This is a genomic window from Nevskia soli DSM 19509, assembly GCF_000711955.1.
In the GTDB taxonomy this organism is placed as follows: domain Bacteria; phylum Pseudomonadota; class Gammaproteobacteria; order Nevskiales; family Nevskiaceae; genus Nevskia; species Nevskia soli.
Genome location: NZ_KL543998.1, coordinates 262,889 through 280,029 on the forward strand (window position 1 = coordinate 262,889; position 17,141 = coordinate 280,029).

At 64.3% G+C, this 17,141-nt stretch carries 16 protein-coding genes; 5 read left to right on the forward strand and 11 right to left on the reverse strand.

Annotation, left to right across the window (positions count from 1 at the left end; genetic code table 11):
- Positions 1–9: 9 nt before the first annotated feature.
- Positions 10–1,809 (reverse strand): DUF1302 domain-containing protein, encoded by a 1,800-nt coding sequence (locus tag BP26_RS0123675; RefSeq protein ID WP_051749349.1) that lies wholly within the window; start codon positions 1,807–1,809, stop codon positions 10–12.
- Between the two features lie 559 nt (positions 1,810–2,368).
- Between BP26_RS0123675 and BP26_RS28030 the strand changes: the two genes are divergently transcribed.
- Positions 2,369–4,486: a protease pro-enzyme activation domain-containing protein gene (locus tag BP26_RS28030; protein ID WP_169740771.1), complete on the forward strand. Its 2,118-nt coding sequence runs from the start codon at positions 2,369–2,371 to the stop codon at positions 4,484–4,486.
- Between the two features lie 68 nt (positions 4,487–4,554).
- Here BP26_RS28030 and BP26_RS0123685 read toward each other — a convergent pair whose 3' ends face one another.
- From BP26_RS0123685 to BP26_RS0123700, 4 genes are all read right to left on the reverse strand, one after another.
- A complete protein-coding gene (locus BP26_RS0123685; protein WP_029923022.1) occupies positions 4,555–4,893 on the reverse strand; it encodes a P-II family nitrogen regulator in 339 nt (112 codons plus the stop codon).
- Positions 4,894–5,025: 132 nt separating this feature from the next.
- Positions 5,026–5,796 carry a molybdate ABC transporter substrate-binding protein gene (gene modA / locus BP26_RS0123690; RefSeq protein WP_029923023.1) on the reverse strand — a complete coding sequence of 257 codons (771 nt, stop codon included), beginning with the start codon at positions 5,794–5,796 and terminating at the stop codon, positions 5,026–5,028.
- An 81-nt stretch (positions 5,797–5,877) separates the two neighbouring features.
- Positions 5,878–6,249, reverse strand: a complete 372-nt coding sequence (locus tag BP26_RS0123695; RefSeq protein WP_029923024.1) for a winged helix-turn-helix domain-containing protein — start codon at positions 6,247–6,249, stop codon at positions 5,878–5,880.
- Positions 6,250–6,337: 88 nt separating this feature from the next.
- Positions 6,338–6,547, reverse strand: coding sequence for a hypothetical protein (locus tag BP26_RS0123700; RefSeq protein WP_029923025.1), 210 nt, complete (start codon positions 6,545–6,547; stop codon positions 6,338–6,340).
- Between the two features lie 165 nt (positions 6,548–6,712).
- Here BP26_RS0123700 and BP26_RS30450 point away from each other — a divergent pair, with 165 nt between their 5' ends.
- Complete coding sequence (locus tag BP26_RS30450) at positions 6,713–6,877, forward strand: hypothetical protein (protein ID WP_211255034.1); 165 nt, start codon at positions 6,713–6,715, stop codon at positions 6,875–6,877.
- Between the two features lie 6 nt (positions 6,878–6,883).
- Here the strand turns inward: BP26_RS30450 and BP26_RS0123710 are convergent, their stop codons facing one another.
- Together BP26_RS0123710 and BP26_RS28035 are read right to left on the reverse strand one after the other, a co-directional pair.
- Positions 6,884–7,321 carry a nuclear transport factor 2 family protein gene (locus tag BP26_RS0123710; RefSeq protein ID WP_029923026.1) on the reverse strand — a complete coding sequence of 146 codons (438 nt, stop codon included), beginning with the start codon at positions 7,319–7,321 and terminating at the stop codon, positions 6,884–6,886.
- Between the two features lie 62 nt (positions 7,322–7,383).
- Positions 7,384–10,344: a ligand-binding sensor domain-containing diguanylate cyclase gene (locus BP26_RS28035; protein WP_051749353.1), complete on the reverse strand. Its 2,961-nt coding sequence runs from the start codon at positions 10,342–10,344 to the stop codon at positions 7,384–7,386.
- Between the two features lie 164 nt (positions 10,345–10,508).
- On the opposite strand from BP26_RS28035, the gene htpG reads away from it, so the two are divergent.
- Complete coding sequence (gene htpG, locus BP26_RS0123720) at positions 10,509–12,371, forward strand: molecular chaperone HtpG (protein WP_029923028.1); 1,863 nt, start codon at positions 10,509–10,511, stop codon at positions 12,369–12,371.
- Positions 12,372–12,675: 304 nt separating this feature from the next.
- Here the strand turns inward: htpG and BP26_RS0123725 are convergent, their stop codons facing one another.
- The 4 genes from BP26_RS0123725 to BP26_RS0123740 form a co-directional block, all read right to left on the reverse strand.
- The gene (locus BP26_RS0123725; protein ID WP_029923029.1) at positions 12,676–13,152 is read right to left on the reverse strand and encodes an arsenate reductase ArsC; all 477 of its coding nucleotides are present in this window, start codon (positions 13,150–13,152) and stop codon (positions 12,676–12,678) included.
- 27 nt (positions 13,153–13,179) lie between these two features.
- A complete protein-coding gene (gene arsB / locus BP26_RS0123730; RefSeq protein WP_036517814.1) occupies positions 13,180–14,217 on the reverse strand; it encodes an ACR3 family arsenite efflux transporter in 1,038 nt (345 codons plus the stop codon).
- A gap of 56 nt (positions 14,218–14,273) precedes the next feature.
- Positions 14,274–15,197: an arsenic resistance N-acetyltransferase ArsN2 gene (arsN2, locus tag BP26_RS31210; protein ID WP_366518059.1), complete on the reverse strand. Its 924-nt coding sequence runs from the start codon at positions 15,195–15,197 to the stop codon at positions 14,274–14,276.
- 139 nt (positions 15,198–15,336) lie between these two features.
- Positions 15,337–15,696 (reverse strand): ArsR/SmtB family transcription factor, encoded by a 360-nt coding sequence (locus BP26_RS0123740; protein WP_029923032.1) that lies wholly within the window; start codon positions 15,694–15,696, stop codon positions 15,337–15,339.
- A 65-nt stretch (positions 15,697–15,761) separates the two neighbouring features.
- Here BP26_RS0123740 and arsC point away from each other — a divergent pair, with 65 nt between their 5' ends.
- Together arsC and arsH are read left to right on the forward strand one after the other, a co-directional pair.
- Positions 15,762–16,184, forward strand: a complete 423-nt coding sequence (arsC, locus tag BP26_RS0123745; RefSeq protein ID WP_029923033.1) for an arsenate reductase (glutaredoxin) — start codon at positions 15,762–15,764, stop codon at positions 16,182–16,184.
- Positions 16,177–16,899, forward strand: coding sequence for an arsenical resistance protein ArsH (gene arsH / locus BP26_RS0123750; RefSeq protein ID WP_029923034.1), 723 nt, complete (start codon positions 16,177–16,179; stop codon positions 16,897–16,899). The genes arsC and arsH overlap by 8 nt, the downstream gene beginning before the upstream one ends.
- The last annotated feature ends 242 nt before the right edge of the window (positions 16,900–17,141 follow it).

Here is a 17,141-nt window from a genome sequence, read left to right on the forward strand (position 1 = left end):
CCTCCGGGTTCAGAACGAATACTTGGCGCTGAACGTCATGTAGTCGCGATCGACGTAGGGATTCTGCTTGATGAAGCTCTGCCCCACGTTCTGGTCGGCATTGCCGAAGAAAAAACTGTAGCTGAAGGCAAGCTGCAGGTTCTGCAGGTATTGCATGGAGATGCCGGTGCTGACGCGCAGGTCGCCGGCCCCGCCGAAGGCGCCGAAAGCCCCCGGCATGGACGGATTGCCCTTGACCAGCATGCCCACGCTGACCGGCATGCTCAGGTCCCAGCGATTGATCACGTTGCTCTTGCCCGGGATGAACAAGGTCTGGAAGGCCCAGGAGTTGCGGTCGTAGAACAACGAGTCGCCGTTGCCCACGGCGATGATGCCGGGCCGAGTCTGCACCGGATCGACATGATAGGCATGCACATAACCCACCTCGCCCACCGCCGAGAGATTGTCGAACCACAGATGCGGATTGGTGGCGTAGATCGCCGACAGCAGGGCTTGGCCCAAATCACCATGGGTGAATTCCGGATCGATGGTGCCGAGCTGCAACGACTGCACCGGAATCGCCATGCCGGAGCGGTAGTTCAGTTCGCCGGCGACGTTGAACGGCCCGACCACGGTGGAGAACGTGCCGCTGTACATGTGAATGCCGCTGTACCAGGTCTGGTAGTACGAGGTGGCGGTAGGCTCGTTGAGGATCTGCGTGGTCAGCACCGGCCGCGTGGCGATCACCGGGTAACCGGTAGTGAAGTCGACGGAAGGGTTCGGATCGGTGTAGCGCAGGTAATGGAAGCCGAGGGTGGTGCCCGGCGTGATCTGCGCCTTGATGCCCACGCCGTACTGGCCGAAGTCGCTGGGCTTGTGGTCGTCGCCCTTGGGAATGAGGATGTTCGGCACCGCGCCGATCAGCGTGCCGCCGAGGCCGCCGCCGAGCTGGCACAGGAAGCTCAGATTGCCGAGCAGTCCCGGACAGCTCGACAGGAACAGCGGATTGACCGCGCCGTAGGAAAACGAAGCGCCCGGACCGACGCTGTCGGTCGACGAGAAGTAGTCGCCCACCGGGAAGATCTCGGTCTTCTTGAAGGCCAGCTTGTAGTAGGACATCAGCGTCCACTTGTCGCCGATGGCGAGGCTGGCCGAGATCTGGTTCCCCGGCAGCAGGATTTCCTTCACCTCCACGCCCGGCGTGAACGCCTTGGTGGCGTCGGCGGCGGACTGCGAGATGGCCATGCCGGAGAAGAACAGGCTCTCGCCCCAGGCGACGAGCTGCTGGCCGGCGCGCACGTCCAGCGTCATGCCGTCGGTGATCGGCCAGGTGCCGTAGGCGTAGGCATCGAGCAGGCGCACACGCTGGCCATCGTAGTAGCGCGCACCCGGCGCGAACTCGGTGGTCGGCCCATCCTTGTTGATGGTGTCGGGCGAGTTGTTGTCGTTGGGGTGGTGATAGACCTGGTCGTAGAAGCCGTCGCCGCTCAGCACCACACCATAGTTCTCGTAGCTGAACTGCGTTTCCAGCAGGCCGCTGATGCGGTTGTTGATCAGGCTGAACTGCTTGAAGTTGCGGTCGCCGTCATCCTGGTTGACGGTGGTCGGCAGGCCGGTATGGGTGAAGCCGGTGCCGTTGAAGATGCCGCCGAGGTTGAGCTGGAAATCGTCGATCGGCCCGTTGGTCAGCGCGCTCGACGGCTCCTTCATGCGCATCGCCACACCGTAATTGACCGTCAGCTTGTAGTCGGCGTGGATGTCGCCGATCTCGAACGATCCCGCGCGCGCCACGCCCTGAACGCCGATGGCAAGAACGGCAAGCAGCAACATGCAGCGACGCGGTCCGCTTGGAACCGCACGACTCCCTCGAGCCATGAGCACTCCCCTCTTCGTGGGCCTCGGCGGGCCTGATTATGTGCAGCTGTGTTGCGGCTACCCTACGCCGCGAACCGTGCCGCGGCGTAGTCCGAAATGACTAGCGGATTTTTCTTAATGCAGTGACCCGCCCGCGCAACGCTTCGTTACGTTCGTCGGCTCGCATTTCCGGAAGCGCCATATTGTGGGAAATGAATTTTTAAACTATATATTTGATTTATAAATATTTTTATGTAAATCCGCCTTCCGGATTCCTTACGACTTCCTTACCACATTATTAAGAAAAAAAGACTAGCCTCGAATCAGATGGCCTAGGGAGCTGGACATTCACCGCTGTCCAAGCTGCATTGGGGGGAATCTTTCGAGCCGTAACTGGGGGAATCTTCAAGGACTGAAGAGACGGGCAGCCCGCGAGCGGGAGGCCGTTGCTGTTTTTTCTGTCGCCGAGGCAGATGGGGCAGAGGCGGGGGTCGGCAAGGCTGTCGACAAACCCTTAACTCTGATGAGGTCTCTCATGAAACAACAGTTGAAGCATCGCAAGGAAGCGTGGCGGCTGACGTTGCAGGGCCAACTCAAGCTGGCTGCGGCGGGGATGTTTCTCGGTGCGGCATTTATCGGATCGGCTCAGGCATTGCCGCTGGTCGGGGACAGCGTCGTTCGGGCCGCGGACGAACAGGAAAAAGTCCAGTTCGCCCTCACCCTGCCGTTGCGCAACAAGGCCGAACTGGATCAGCTGATCGAGCACATCTATACACCGGGGGACGCGCAATTCCATAAGTTCCTGAGCTCCGCCGATTTCGACGCGCGCTTTGCGCCTGCCCAGGCGGACTACGACAAGCTCAAGACACTGGCGGCCGAATTCGGCTTCACCATCGTGGGAGAGAACTCCAGCCGCACCCTGCTGGATGTGGAGGCATCCACGGCAGCCATCCGCAGCGTCCTGGGCTCGCGCATGCAGTTGCTGCAGCAGGCGGACGGAAAACAGTTCCTCGCTCCCGACCGTGTACCCGCATTGCCATTCGCATTTTTTGGGCTGGGCGCCGACGCCGCGGGCCTGGATCATCGCCCCCTGCATTCACACCTGGTCAAGAAACGCCAGGCTACCGACACCGAAGTCTCCGCGGCCGCACAGCCGCACGCCGGAACCCAATCCTCCGGCTCCTATGGTCCGGCCGACATCAAGACGGCCTATAACCTGAATAGCATCCAGAATGGCGCGCAGGCGGTGGCGATCTTCGAACTGTCCAGCGCCAAATACACCGACGCGGCGACCTACGCCAGCAAGTTTGGTCTGACCAACCCCACCATCACGCAGAAGAAGGTCGACAACGGCACCACCGACACCAGCGGCTCGACGGAGGTGATGCTGGACATCGAACTGGTGATGGCGACGTCCAATCCTTCCTCGATGTACGTCTACACCGGCCCGAACTCCAGCAGCGGCGTGCTCGATACCTATTCGCAAATCGCCAACGACAACCTGGTCAGCGCAGTCAGTACTTCCTGGGGACTGTGCGAATCCAGCGAAGGCTCCAGCGCCGCCAATTCCGAAGCGACCATCTTCAGCAAGATGGTCGCCGAGGGCATGACGCTGTTCGCCGCGGCGGGTGATTCCGGCGCTTACGACTGCGGCACCAAGACCCTGGCGGTGGATGATCCGGCCTCGCAGCCGAACGTCGTCGGCGTGGGCGGCACCAACCTGGTCACGACCTCGACCCAGGCCTACACCTCCGAAACACCCTGGGATACCAGCTCCACCGAGGGCGGCGGCGGCGGCATCAGCACCTTGTGGGCCATTCCGTCCTACCAGACCGGCGTGGTGTCCAATGCGCCGTCGGGCCAGTTCTCCACCACCAAGCGCAACGTGCCCGACGTCGCGCTCGACTCGGATCCCGCAACCGGCTTCTACATCTATGATACGGACGGCTGCGGCGGCTGGTGCATCGTCGGCGGCACCAGCGATGCGGCGCCGCAGTACGCGGCCTTCTGGAGCCTGGTCGCCAAGGGGCTGGGCAAGAGCCCCGGCTTCGCCAACCCGACCATCTATCAACTGGCCGAGAACGCCACGTCCTACGCAAGGGACTTCCACGACGTCACCAGCGGCACCAACAACCACTTCAGCGCAGTGGTCGGCTACGACACCGCAACAGGCTGGGGCTCCTACAACGGCGCCAACCTGTACGCGGACGTCATCGCCACGGTTGGCGGCAGCAGCTCGAGCAGTTCCAGTTCGAGCGGCGGCTCCAGCTCCAGTTCGAGTTCCTCCAGCTCGAGCGGCGGGTCGAGCAGCTCCAGCTCGTCCAGCTCCAGCGGCGGCAGTTCGAGCTCCAGCAGTGGCGGCGGCACCGGCGCTCCCGCGGCGCCGACCGGCCTGACCGCCACCGGCACCAAGTACCTGGGCCAGGGCGCGGTCAATCTGAACTGGAACGCTTCCGCCAGCGCCACCCGCTACTACGTCTACATGGGCACCAGCTCACACGGCGAAAGCAGCACGGCCCTGGGCTATGTCACCAGCCCCGGCGCCGAGGTCACCGGACTGACGCAGAACAAGAAATACTACTTCGAGGTCAAGGCCTATGATTCGGCCGGCCTGAGCCCGTATTCCAACGAGGCCTCAGCCACCACCAAGTAGCCAACGACCCTGAGGTCCTGAGCCCCGGACGGTTTTCCGTTCGGGGCTTTTTTTATTCCTCATTCAGCCTACAGCGCGTCCTTGCCGGTTTGCCCGGTGCGGATGCGGATGGCCTGGTCCAGCGTGTAGACGAAGATCTTGCCGTCGCCGATCTTGCCGGTGTGAGCTGCCTTGCTGATCACGTCGACGGCGGCTTCGGAGCGCTCGTCCTCGATGGCGATCTCCAGCTTGATCTTGGGCAGGAAGTCGACCACGTACTCCGCGCCCCGATACAGCTCGGTGTGGCCCTTCTGGCGGCCGAAGCCCTTCACCTCGGTGACGGTGATGCCGGACACGCCCAGTTCGGACAGTGCCTCGCGCACATCATCGAGCTTGAACGGTTTGATAACGGCGACGATCAATTTCATATCGTGGTCCTCTGCTCGGTGGGGCGGACTTCGATTCTACCCCAGGCGCGGAACAGAGCACGCTCCGGACCGCGCCAGGCGCCGATTCGCCCCACGATGGTGCGCACCATCGTGGGGCTGCAACCAACTTCCTCAGGACTTCGCCGGCAGCAGGAAGCCGTATTTGTCGAACACCGCGCGCGCCTCCGGCGAACGCAGGAACTCGATGTAGGCCTTGGCCAGGGGATTGGCCGCGCCCTTGGACGTGATCACCGCGCCCTGCTCCAGCACCGGGTATTGGTCCTCGGCGATGCGGTAATACTTGCCCGTGCCCGCGACCTTCGGCGACAGCACGAAGGACAGTGCAACGATGCCGGCGTCGACATTGCCGCTCTGCACGAACTGCGCGGTCTGCGCGATGTTCTCGCCGCTGACCAGCTTGGACTGCACCTGGTCCCATACGCCCGCGCTCTGCAGGGCCGCCTTGGCCGCGCGGCCATAGGGCGCTACCTCGGGATTGGCGATGGCGAATTTCTTCACGCTGTCGCTCTTCAGCACGGCCAGGCCCTTGCTTACGTCCACCGCCGGGCTGGTGCTCCACAACACGATATGTCCGGTGGCGTAGAGAGTCAGCGAAGCCCCGTCGCCCAGGCCGCCCTTGACCAGCTCCTTCGGGTAGGACATGTCGGCGGAGAGGAATACATCGAACGGTGCGCCATTCTTGATCTGCGCCAGGAAATTGCCGGAGGAACCTGTGGTGGACTTGAGGTCCGCGTCCGGATGGATCTTCTTGAACGCCGCGTTGAGATCGTCAAGGCACAAGGTCAGGTCGGCCGCGGCGGCAATGGTCAGGGTGGTGGGCTCGGCGGCCTGCGCCGCTCCCATGCAGAACAGGCCGGCAAGCACCAGCAGGATTTTTTTCATGGAGTTGTCCGAGGGTTCAGTCAAGCGTTATGTTTGTCTGAATATATCGCATCCCAAAAATCACCGCCCACCACAGCCCCCTTAGGACTTGGCTGCCCGCCGCCGCGGCTTGCGCGCCTGCCGCGCGAAGGCCGGCAGGTGCGCATTCACCACCTGCGCCACCTCCCGCTCCATCCCCCGGAATTCCCGCAGCAAGGCCAGCCCCTCGGGAGTGACCTCGGCGCCCCCACCGCCGCTGCCGCCCTTGGCCGACTTGACCAGCGGCGACTCGAAGCAGCTGTTCATCGTCTCCACCAGCATCCAGGCACGCCGGTAGGACATGTCCAGCACCTTGGCCGCGGCCGAGATGGAGCCGGCCTGCCGGATCGCTTCCAGCAGGTCGGCCTTGCCGGGGCCGAAGGCGATATCGTCGTCCAGCAGCAGGCGCAGCCGCACGTGACCGCGCAGGCTCATGGCAGCGACACCGCAAGAATCGGGCTCATGGCGGACAGCCTACATCAAGCCGGGCTGCCGCCGCCTCCAGGGCCGCCGGCCCAGCCTGTCAGGCGCTCTGAGCCTCGGTGGAATCGCAATGCTCGAGCAGGCGCTCGGCCGCATTGAGCAAGCGCTCCTGCGCCGCCAGCAACTCGCGCACCCGGGGATTGAACCGGGCGGAATGTTCGAACAGATGACCGGCCTTGCCGCTCGCCGCGATCCGCTGCACGCAATCCGCCACCAGCAGATTCCTGTGAACGAACTTCTCGAAACTCATGCTTGCGTCCCCCGCTTGCCCGGGAATTCCCTTCCCCGCGATGTCCATGCAGGCGAATGCGCAAGAAGCAAGCCACGCCCCGGCACGTGGCCTCCCGTAGGCAAAAAAATCCACGGCGGCGCCCGGCTACAATCGCCGGCATCGGCTCGGGGGGAGTATCAGGGTATGACTGCGGATTCAGCTGCAGGATCGTCCGCCAACGACTTGGAAATCCACCGCATCGAAAACGTCGGCTGGCTACGCGCCGCCGTGGCCCGCGTCACCTTCTGGAGCGCCCTGGCCATGGCCGTGACCGCCGGCATCGGCGCCCTGGCCGGCACCCTGAGCTGAGCCCGCTTACTTCTTGTACGCCTCTTCGATGTTCGGCGCGAAGAAATCCATACCCGCCGGCGCGGTCGCACAGGTCTCGTCCCAGTAGGCATTCGCCGCCTGGATCTTGCCCGCATCGTTGAGCACGAAGCGGTCCACGATATGCAGGTCCAGCCCCTGGTTCAGGTGGGGCACGCGCACCTGCATGGTGAAATCGAGGATACCCTCGTTGCCGCAGGCGACGATGCGATTGATCTTGGGAGTCAGCTGACGCGCACTGTCCTGATGGGCGAAATCCCAGAACGCCCCGACGCCTTCATGGCCGACGAAAGGGGGCGTGCCCACCGGATCGCACCAGGCGGCATCCTCGGCGAAGATCGACAGCAACAAGGCCTTGTCGCCCCGCGCCCAGGCCTCGACGTATTTCTGCAGGACAACGCGCACTTCTGCCGGTGTAACAGCCATGGTGGATTCTCCTCCGGTTGACAGCGTATGCCGCATGCTAGTGGACAGCAGGCAACAGGCCTTCACATATCCGGACTAGGTCCCTCACCGAATCCCGCCACCCGGTTGCGCCCGCTGCGCTTGGCGTCATACAGCGCCCCATCCACCTCATGCACCAGCGCCCACACCGTCTCGTGGGACTGCGGCACGCGCGAGGAATAGCCGACCGAGATGGTGACGCCCACCCCGCTCTCCTCCACCTTGCTGCGCATGATCTCCGCCACCTCCCGGGCGATGTGCATCTCGGCGCCCGGCAACACCGCGACGAATTCGTCGCCGCCGAAGCGCGCCACCAGGTCCTCGTCGCGCCGCAGGCAGGAAGTAAGCACCTGGGTCAGCCGCTTCAGCACCTCGTCGCCGGCCAGATGGCCGTGCTGGTCGTTGTATTCCTTGAAGCGGTCGGCGTCGATCACCAGCACCGACACCGGCCGACCCTGCTCGGCGCAACGCGCCCACACCTCGCTGAGATAATCGTTGAGGCGACGCCGGTTCGGGATCTCGGTGAGTCCGTCCAGGTGCGCCATCCTGTCCAGGCGCCGATTGACCGATTCCAGCTCCAGCGTGCGCGTCCGCACCACTTCCTCCAGCCGGAACTTCTCCAGCGCCAGCCGCCGCGTGCGCAGCCGCGCCGCCAGCAGCCCGGCGAAGACCGCGACGAAACCGATCAGCAGCAGTTCCAGCCATCGTCCCGTGGAAGTATTGAACCAGGGCTCCGCCACGGTGAAGCGATACGGCACGATCTCGCTGATGTTGCCGTAGCTGTCCCGCGCGCGCGCCTCGAAGCGGTATTCGCCCGGCGGCAGGCGGCGATAGGTATAGGTGCGCGATTCGGACCAGTCGCCGAAGTGCCGGTCGAAGCCTTCCAGGCACACCTGGTAACGCACCTCGCCGACGCTGCGATAGTCCGGCAGGGCGATATGGAAACGCATGGCCAGTTGCAGCTGCGCGTAGCGCGGCGGCGCTTCCGGCCGCAGCGGCAAGGCCTGCGGCTGATCGCCTTCGTCCAGGTGCTCGACCGAGCGCAACTGCACCACCGGATCGGCATGACCACCCGCGGGCGCCGCCGCGTCGTGGCGCAACACCTCGCCGTTGGCGGCGAACAAGGCGGTGCCATCACCTTCGAAGCTGTGCGACTCCAGCGCGCCATGCAGGATGTTGCCCAGCTCTTCCCGCCGCCACGCGCCCCCTGCGGGGCGATGATAGATATGGTTGTAGCTGTAGGCCCATTGATCGCCGTCCGGCGCCAGCGCCAGGGTCAATTCCTCGTCTTTCCGGCGCAGGCCTTCAAGTCCATCCAGATCGGTGCGCTCGAAGCGGCCGCCGCTCCAGCGATAGATGCCGGCCGCGGTGGCAGCCAGGCGCGCGCCATCGGCCCAGTCCGTCACCGTGGCGGCCGACAGGCGGCCGTAGCCGATGCCCTCGGCCGCGCCGAAGCCCTGCAACCCGACGATCCGCGAGTCATCGTCGGCCAATCGGAGGCGATGCACGCCGCCGCGATCCGAACCGACCAGCAACTCATGCGGCCCCAGTTCGACCAGGCTGCCGACGCGCGTGGTCTCCAGATCCGCCGCATTGAGCTTGAGGCGCCACTGCCCCGCTTCCCGCCGCAGCACGGCAAAGCCCGTTTCGGTGCCGACGTACACCACATCCGCATCGAAACGGGAGCGGCGCAGCAGGAATGGCGCGACCCGGGTCTCGAACAGGTTGACGGCGCGATCGCCCTGCACCAGCTTGATGTTGTAGGTCTCGGCCAGCAAGGCGCTGTGCTGATCCAGCGGCAGCAGATCCCAGCCTTCGAAATCGGTCCAGCCGAGACGGTGGAACGCCGCACCACCGCCTTGCGCCTGGTAAACCCCCGCATCGGTCAGCGCCAGCCAGCGCTCGCCCCAGCGGGCGATGCGATGCACCCCGCCGTTGAGTCCGGTCTGCGGGCGGATCACACTCCACGGCGTGGGCCAGGCGACATGGAACACGGCGAGATTGCTGAGCGTCAGCAGCCCGCCATCCGCGGCCTGCACGATACCGTTGAGCGCGCTGTCGTCGACCCGCACACTGCGCACGCTGCGGCGAACCGGATCGTACAGATGCAGCTGCCCGTCCTGCCCCGCCAAGGCGATGCTGCCATCCGCCAGCTCGCGCCCCATCATCAGGAACGAGGACGCCGGAAAGCCGGCCGGCATGGCGTAGTCGCTCACCCGCCCATCGCGGAATTCACGCCAGCGCCCATCGCGGGCCAGGGTCAGCAGGCCGCCATCGGGCAGATGCAGGAACTGGTACACCAGGTCCTTCAGCGGCTCGCTGCCCGGCACCGGTTCCCAGTCGCCGTCCTTGAGCCGCTTCAGGCCCTGCTCGCGGAACTGCACCAGCACCTCGCCATGGGATTCGACGATGGTCCCGTAGTGCTGCGGATAGCGCCATAGCCGCACCGCCTGCGTCTCCGGCACATACTGGAACAGCTGCGACAGCGCCATGAAAAACACTCCCTGCGGCGACACCAGGATGTTCCAGACGTCGTCGAAGGTCTCGCCGTGCAACTGCTCCCGGTACAGCGCGGTGAGGTCATGGAACTGCGCCGCGCCCAGGGCATCACGCTCCAGGTAACCGAATAACCCATAGCCGCCGACATAGATGCGCCCATGCCCGTCATCAGCCAGCGAGCGCACCATGTCGCCATTGGGCAGGCGGATCAGCTGCCAGCGCACCCCGTCGAAGCTCAGCACGCCATTGGTGGCGGCGACGTAGACCACCCCGGCGCCGTCCTGGGCAATGTCGAAGGTCTGCGGATAGACGTCGATGTTCGGCGCGAAGCGGGTAATCGGCGGGTCGCCCAGGGGCGCCGCGCAGGAGGCTCCGGCCCCCAGCAGCAAGGGCAGCAACAGGCACGGCAGTACGGCGTTGCGGCGCCACCAGCCCGCGCTGCGGACGTCCCTGTCGCCCCGGGCGCGGCACCACCACGGCAGGCGGCACAGCCGGACAGCGAACATCGATCCCCTTCTTGTATATTCTGCGGCCCGCCGATGGCGGGCCTGATGCAAGCCTAGCCCCGGCGGCAGGGGTCGGCAACCGGTCCAAGCCCTTGAATTTGGCCGATCCGAGCCCTAATTGAGTACTGGGTCACGTTACAACCACCAATCCACCAAACACGCCAATGACGACTGAAACACGGGAATTCCAGGCCGAAACCCGCCAGGTGCTGCGCCTGGTGATCCATTCGCTCTACTCGCACAAGGAAATCTTCCTGCGTGAGCTCATTTCCAACGCCTCCGACGCCTGCGAAAAGCTGCGCTTCGAAGCCCTGGCCAAACCGGACCTGATGGGCGGCGACACCCTGCGCATCGAGCTGATCCCGGATGCCGGCGCCGGCACCCTGACCATCAAGGACAACGGCATCGGCATGAGCCGCGACGAGGTGATCGAAAACCTCGGGACCATCGCCCGCTCCGGCACCAGGAAATTCCTCGAAGCCCTCAGCGGCAACGAGGCGAAGGACACCCAGCTGATCGGCCAGTTCGGCGTCGGCTTCTACTCCGCCTTCATCGTCGCCGAGCGCGTCAGCGTGCTGACCAAGCGCAGCGACGGCGAAGGCGTGCGCTGGGACTCCGACGGCGAAGGCGCCTACGACATCCAGCCGCACCACAAGGCCGACCGCGGCACCGAGGTGATCCTGCACCTGCGCCAGGACGACAAGGAATTTCTCCAGCCGGAGCGTCTGCGCCACCTGGTGCAGAAATACTCCGACCACCTCGGCCTGCCCATCGTGCTCGTCCACGACGGCAAGGAGGAAACCCTCAACCAGGCCCGCGCCTTCTGGACCCGCCCCAAATCCGAACTCAAGGACGAGGATTACCAGGCCTTCTACAAGCACCTCAGCCACGACTGGGAAGATGCCCGCGCCTGGGCCCACCACAAGGTCGAAGGCAACCTCGAATACACCTCCCTGCTCTACCTCCCCAAGCGCGCCCCGATGGACCTGTACGAGCGCGAGCCCTCGCACGGCGTGCAGCTCTACGTGAAGCGCGTCTTCATCATGGACAAGGCGGCCGAACTGCTGCCGCCCTGGTTGCGCTTCATGCGCGGCCTGGTGGACAGCGCCGACCTGCCGCTCAACGTCTCGCGCGAGCTGCTGCAGAACAACCGCACCGTCGAGAAGATCCGCTCAGCCCTGGTCAAGCGCTCGCTCGACCTGCTCGAAGACCTCGCCGCCAACAAGCCCGAGGAATACGCGGAATTCTGGAAGACCTTCGGCGCCGTGCTGAAGGAAGGCATCATCGAGGACGAGGGCCAGAAAGAGCGCATCGCCAAGCTCCTGCGCTTCAACTCCACCACCACCGAAGCCGACGCCACCACCTCGCTGGCCGACTACGTCGCCCGCATGAAGCCGGAGCAGAAGGCGATCTACTTCCTCACCGCCGACAGCCTCTCCGCCGCGCGCAACAGCCCGCACCTGGAAGGCTTCCGCGGCAAGGGCTATGAGGTCCTGCTGCTGACCGATCGCGTCGACGAATGGGTCACCACCCACCTGCGCGAGTTCGAAGGCAAGAAACTCGACAGCGTGGCCAGCGCCGCCGCCGACGTCGAATCGGTGATCGACACGCCGGAAAAAGCCGCCGCCGAGTCCGCCTACAAGGACATCCTGGAGCGCCTGCAGAAAACCCTCGCCGGCAAGATCAGCGCCGCCAAGGTCTCCGGCCGCCTCACCGAGTCCCCCGCCTGCCTGGTCTCCGGCGAAAACGACATCTCCCTGCGCATGGCCCGCATGCTCAAGCAGGCAGGCCAGGCCAACCCCTTCGGCAGCCTGCCGATCCTGGAGCTGAACACGCAGCATCCCTTGGTACAGCGCCTCAAGGACGCCCAGGACGAAACCGCCTTCACCGACCTGGCCCAGCTGCTGCACGGCCAGGCCGTGCTGGCCGAAGGCGGCCAGCTGGAAGATCCCGCGGCCTTCGTCCGGCAGATCAACAAGCTGATGCTGGAAGGCCTGTCGGAGAAGCCGAAGATCCTGCTGGGATAACGAACACGGCCTCTCCCTGCTCCACGCGCGGGGAGAGGCCGCTGTACAGGCGCGTTGCGCTGAAGGTCTGGTGGGCGTCCTGCTGATCCGTCACCGTCTCACCGGTCTTCGCATCCAGCTCGACAAACCACTGCACCTTGTTGGGATTTTTCGGCAAAGCCCGTTACAGGTAACGCTCGCCCATCTTGTCCAGCGCCGCATGCTCCACCGTGCTGCCCGGGTGCCGGGCGGAAAGCTTACAAATACCCGTCGATTACGTCATCGCCCCGAGCGTCAGCAGGCTGCTGCCCATCGAGCGTTACGCTCAAATCTGGCCAATAGCATTGAGTCTCCGCTGCAATTCCGACCGCTGCAGCGAATCGAGCGGCGTTTCGATCAACAATTGCACGCGGCGGCGCAGCGCCGCATAGGCATCGCGGAAGTCCGCCGCCGTATGCGGATCGGGCACTCCCCAGTGCGCCTTGAGCGGCTGGCCGGGATAGTACGGACATTGCTCACCCGCAGCCTGATCGCAAACGGTAATGACCAGATGAATGGGCGGCGCTCCTGGCGCCGAAAACTCGTCCCAACTCTTGCTGCGCGCACCCTCCGTGGAAATGCCTTCGGCGCCGAGGAGCGCCAGCGCCAGTGGATTCGGCTCTCCCTTGGGGAAGCTGCCGGCAGAATAGGCGTGGAACCGGCCATCCGCTCGCGAAAGATGATTGAGCGTTGCCTCCGCGAGGATGGAGCGCGCCGAATTTCCGGTGCACAGGAAAAGCACATTGAAGGGCGAAGATGTCATGCCTGGCTCGAATTGAAGCAGAAGCGACTATGAAGATTGGCGTGCCTTGCCGGCTTCGTACCAGGGCTTGGAGGCGTTGACCACCCGAACCACCAGCAGCATGACCGGCACCTCGATCAGGACCCCCACCACGGTGGCCAATGCGGCGCCGGAGTTGAATCCAAACAGGCTGATGGCCGCGGCCACCGCCAACTCGAAGAAATTGCTGGCGCCGATCAATGCCGACGGGCAGGCCACCGAATGCTTTTCGCCGGCCAACCGGTTGAGGCCGTAAGCCAGCGCCGAATTGAAGAACACCTGGATCAGGATCGGCACGGCAAGCAGTGCGATCACCAGCGGCTGCTTCAGGATCGCCTGCCCCTGGAAAGCGAACAGCAGCACAAGCGTGGTCAGCAATGCGCCGATCGACCAGGGCCCGATCTTCGCCAGCGCGGCATCGAATTTCGCCTGGCCCTGGCGCAGCAGGGCGCGGCGGATGATCTGGGCAATGATGACCGGGATGACGATGTACAGGACGACCGAGGTCAGCAAGGTGGCCCAGGGAACGGTGATGCTGGAAATACCCAGCAGCAGGCCAACGATGGGCGCGAAAGCGAACACCATGATGGAATCGTTGAGCGCCACTTGTGACAGCGTGAACAGCGGGTCGCCATTGGTGAGACGGCTCCAGACGAACACCATCGCCGTGCAAGGCGCTGCGGCGAGCAGAATCAGGCCGGCGACATAGCTGTCGATCTGGTCCGCGGGCAGGTAGGCCGCGAACAGGTGCCGCAGGAACAGCCAGCCGAGGAAGGCCATCGAAAACGGCTTGACCAGCCAGTTCACGAACAGGGTCACGCCGATGCCGCGGATATGCTGGCGCACCTGATGCAGCGCACTGAAGTCCACCTTCAACAGCATCGGAATGATCATCACCCAGATCAGCAGGCCGACCGGCAGGTTCACCTCGGCGATCGCGATACGGCCGATGGCCTGAAATGCGCCGGGCAGCACCTGTCCCAGCGCAATGCCGACGACGATGCAAAGGAATACCCAGACGGTGAGATAGCGTTCGAACACGCTCATCGCCGCCCCTGATTCCGGCGTGGCCGGAGCATCGATCCGCGTAGACATATCGTGATTCATTCCTTGCCGATTTCCCGAAGACGCTGCTCCAGCGCCATGCCGGCAATCGAATCAAATGGGAGGTTGGTGAACAGGTCGATGCGACGCTTGAGGACCAGGAAAGCATCCGAGAACGCCCTGCGCCTGGTGTCGTCGCTGCCCTCGGCCTCCACCGGGTCCGGCACGCCCCAGTGCGCCGTCATCGGCTGGCCCGGCCATAACGGGCACTGCTCGCCGGCGGCCTTGTCGCAGACCGTGAAGACAAAATCGAGAGGCGGCGCATCCGCCTGGGCGAATTCGTCCCAGCTCTTGCTGCGCAGGCCATCCGTCGGGAGTCTGAACTCCTCGAGCAATTGCACCGCAAAGGGATGGGGCTTGTCCCTCGGATGGCTGCCGGCAGAATAGGCGCGGAATCGGCCGCGACCGGAGAGATGGTTCAGGATCGCCTCGGCCATGATGGAACGTGCCGAATTGCCGGTGCACAGGAACAGCACATTGAACGGCCTGGGGGCCAAAGCTTTCACCATGAAGAAAGACGACGAGGGACAGAGGCTGGAAAACTGCGCTGTTTCCCGGATGGACACCGGCGCCTGATCGCGCGGCGCGTGCTGGTAACCCAAGGCGGCGAAATAATGGTGGGCCGTCGTCGTCAGCAGGTAGAGCGACCGTATGCCGCGCTCCCGGGCCAGGTCCTCGGCAGCGCGCACCATCCGCCGCCCGATGCCGCCGCCGCGCAGCGAATCCGCTACCGCCAGCGAGCGCAGCAGGGCTGTATCCCCGGCAGGCTCCAGACCAACCACGGCAAGCAGGGACGCACCTTCACGAAGTACCAGGAAGTGCTCAAGCAATAGCGGCGTAACATCGGCAGTCGGCAGACCCGATGCTTCGAGCAGGCGTCTGATGTCCGCCTCATCGGCGGCCCTGGCGGGGACGATAGGCACGGCCAATCAGCTGCAGCAACCCGCCGGCTTTGGGCGCGGCGCGAAACTCACCGGAAGCTCGGGCGCGCAGCAAACCGCCGCTGCCGGCCCCGCCGCATGCGCACCGAACACGGAAATGTCGCCGAGTGTGTGAAACGTTTCATGCAGGCACCTTCTTGCGGCTGGCAGTGCTGGATTTCGTCTGTGGGGCGCAGCCCACACCGCAGGCTTCCGGCTGGCCGCGACAGCAGTTTTCGGTCAGGTAGGCGATCAATCCGTTCATGGACTCGTAGTTCGCCGAGTACCAGATGAAGCGGCTCTCCTGGCGGCTGGAGACCAGGCCGGCGTGGCTCAGTTCCTTGAGGTGGAACGACAGCGTCGCCGCCGGCACCCCCAGGGCCTCGCCGATGCGGCCGACGGTCATCCCCTCGGGACCCGCTTCGACCAGGTAGCGGAACACGGCGAGCCGGGTTTCCTGGGCGAGCGCGGACAAGGCAGCCAGTGCGGATTTCATTTCCATGTTTCCATGATTATGGAAACATGGGATGATGTCAACCACTCCCTCCCATCTTCCATGGCGCCCGCATGAGCCCGATCACCATTTACCACAACCCCAAATGCGGCACCTCCCGCAATGTGCTGGGCCTGATCCGCAACTCCGGCGTGGAGCCGGAAATCGTCGAATACCTCGTCACGCCGCCCAGCCGCGAAACCCTGCGCGGACTCATCGCGGCCATGAACGTCCCGGTACGCGAGGTGCTGCGCAAGAAAGGCACGCCCTATGAGGATCTGGGCCTGGACGATCCGAAATGGACCGATGACGAACTGCTGGATTTCATGATGGCGCACCCGATCCTGATCAACCGCCCCATCGTGGTGACGCCCCTGGGTACCCGTCTGTGCCGCCCCTCGGAAGCGGTGCTGGAGATCCTGCCGCAGCCGCAGCGCGGCGCCTTCTCCAAGGAAGACGGCGAAGCCGTGGTAAACGCGGAGGGCAAGCGTGTCTGAACCCTCGAACACGCTGCCGAACATCGACCCGGCGCTTTTTGCCATTCCGGACATTGCCCGGCTGACGTCAACGGCACCGTCGACGCACCCGCCACGCTTTCTCCTGCTCTACGGCTCTCTGCGCGAACGCTCCTACAGCCGCCTGCTGGTCGAGGAAGCCGGGCGCCTGCTGCAAGCCATGGGTGCGGAAGTACGTATCTTCAACCCACTTGGCCTGCCCCTGGCCGACAGCGCGCCGGAAACCCATCCCAAAGTGGTGGAACTGCGCGCGCTGGCGCAGTGGTCCGAAGGCATGGTGTGGTGCTCGCCGGAGCGCCACGGCGCCATGACCGGCATCATGAAAACGCAGATCGACTGGATTCCGCTGTCCGTCGGCTCCGTCCGTCCCACCCAGGGCAAGACGCTGGCGGTGATGGAAGTCAGCGGCGGCTCGCAGTCCTTCAATGCCGTCAACCAGCTGCGCATCCTGGGCCGCTGGATGCGCATGCTCACCATCCCCAACCAGTCCTCCGTGGCCAAGGCCTTCCTGGAATTCGACGAGGCCGGCCGCATGAAACCCTCCGCCTACTACGACCGCGTGGTCGACGTCATGGAAGAGCTGATGAAGTTCACCCTGCTGACCCGCGATGTGGCGCCCTATCTGGTGGACCGCTACAGCGAGCGCAAGGAAAGCGCCGAAGCCTTGAGCCAGCGGGTCAATCAAAAGGCGATCTGAAGCCCAAGACCGCCCCCACGCCGGGACCGGCCATGGACTTCAAGATACGAATGAAGGGGTTACGCCCTACATGCCAAAGCTTCGCCGTTCGAAGTAAAGTTCAAGGAGCGACATCAAGCCGGATACGTCGGGCCAGTCGAAGGCGTTTCGAGCAAGGCACGACAACGTCTGCATGTTGCAGCGGATTCGATGTCATTCGCATGCCGATTGTGGTGCGGCCGAGAAGCGGCGCGCGGCAAATG

What these genes read in the sequence shown, in the direction of transcription:
- arsC (WP_029923033.1), top strand. Translation starts at nt 15,762, where the DNA reads ATGAGCCCGATCACCATTTACCACAACCCCAAATGCGGCACCTCCCGC.
- modA (WP_029923023.1), bottom strand. Translation starts at nt 5,796, where the DNA reads ATGAAAAAAATCCTGCTGGTGCTTGCCGGCCTGTTCTGCATGGGAGCG.
- BP26_RS0123725 (WP_029923029.1), bottom strand. Translation starts at nt 13,152, where the DNA reads ATGACATCTTCGCCCTTCAATGTGCTTTTCCTGTGCACCGGAAATTCG.
- BP26_RS0123685 (WP_029923022.1), bottom strand. Translation starts at nt 4,893, where the DNA reads ATGAAATTGATCGTCGCCGTTATCAAACCGTTCAAGCTCGATGATGTG.
- BP26_RS0123675 (WP_051749349.1), bottom strand. Translation starts at nt 1,809, where the DNA reads ATGTTGCTGCTTGCCGTTCTTGCCATCGGCGTTCAGGGCGTGGCGCGC.
- BP26_RS30450 (WP_211255034.1), top strand. Translation starts at nt 6,713, where the DNA reads ATGACTGCGGATTCAGCTGCAGGATCGTCCGCCAACGACTTGGAAATC.
- htpG (WP_029923028.1), top strand. Translation starts at nt 10,509, where the DNA reads ATGACGACTGAAACACGGGAATTCCAGGCCGAAACCCGCCAGGTGCTG.
- BP26_RS0123700 (WP_029923025.1), bottom strand. Translation starts at nt 6,547, where the DNA reads ATGAGTTTCGAGAAGTTCGTTCACAGGAATCTGCTGGTGGCGGATTGC.
- BP26_RS0123710 (WP_029923026.1), bottom strand. Translation starts at nt 7,321, where the DNA reads ATGGCTGTTACACCGGCAGAAGTGCGCGTTGTCCTGCAGAAATACGTC.
- BP26_RS0123695 (WP_029923024.1), bottom strand. Translation starts at nt 6,249, where the DNA reads ATGAGCCTGCGCGGTCACGTGCGGCTGCGCCTGCTGCTGGACGACGAT.
- BP26_RS28030 (WP_169740771.1), top strand. Translation starts at nt 2,369, where the DNA reads ATGAAACAACAGTTGAAGCATCGCAAGGAAGCGTGGCGGCTGACGTTG.
- arsB (WP_036517814.1), bottom strand. Translation starts at nt 14,217, where the DNA reads ATGAGCGTGTTCGAACGCTATCTCACCGTCTGGGTATTCCTTTGCATC.
- BP26_RS0123740 (WP_029923032.1), bottom strand. Translation starts at nt 15,696, where the DNA reads ATGGAAATGAAATCCGCACTGGCTGCCTTGTCCGCGCTCGCCCAGGAA.
- BP26_RS28035 (WP_051749353.1), bottom strand. Translation starts at nt 10,344, where the DNA reads ATGTTCGCTGTCCGGCTGTGCCGCCTGCCGTGGTGGTGCCGCGCCCGG.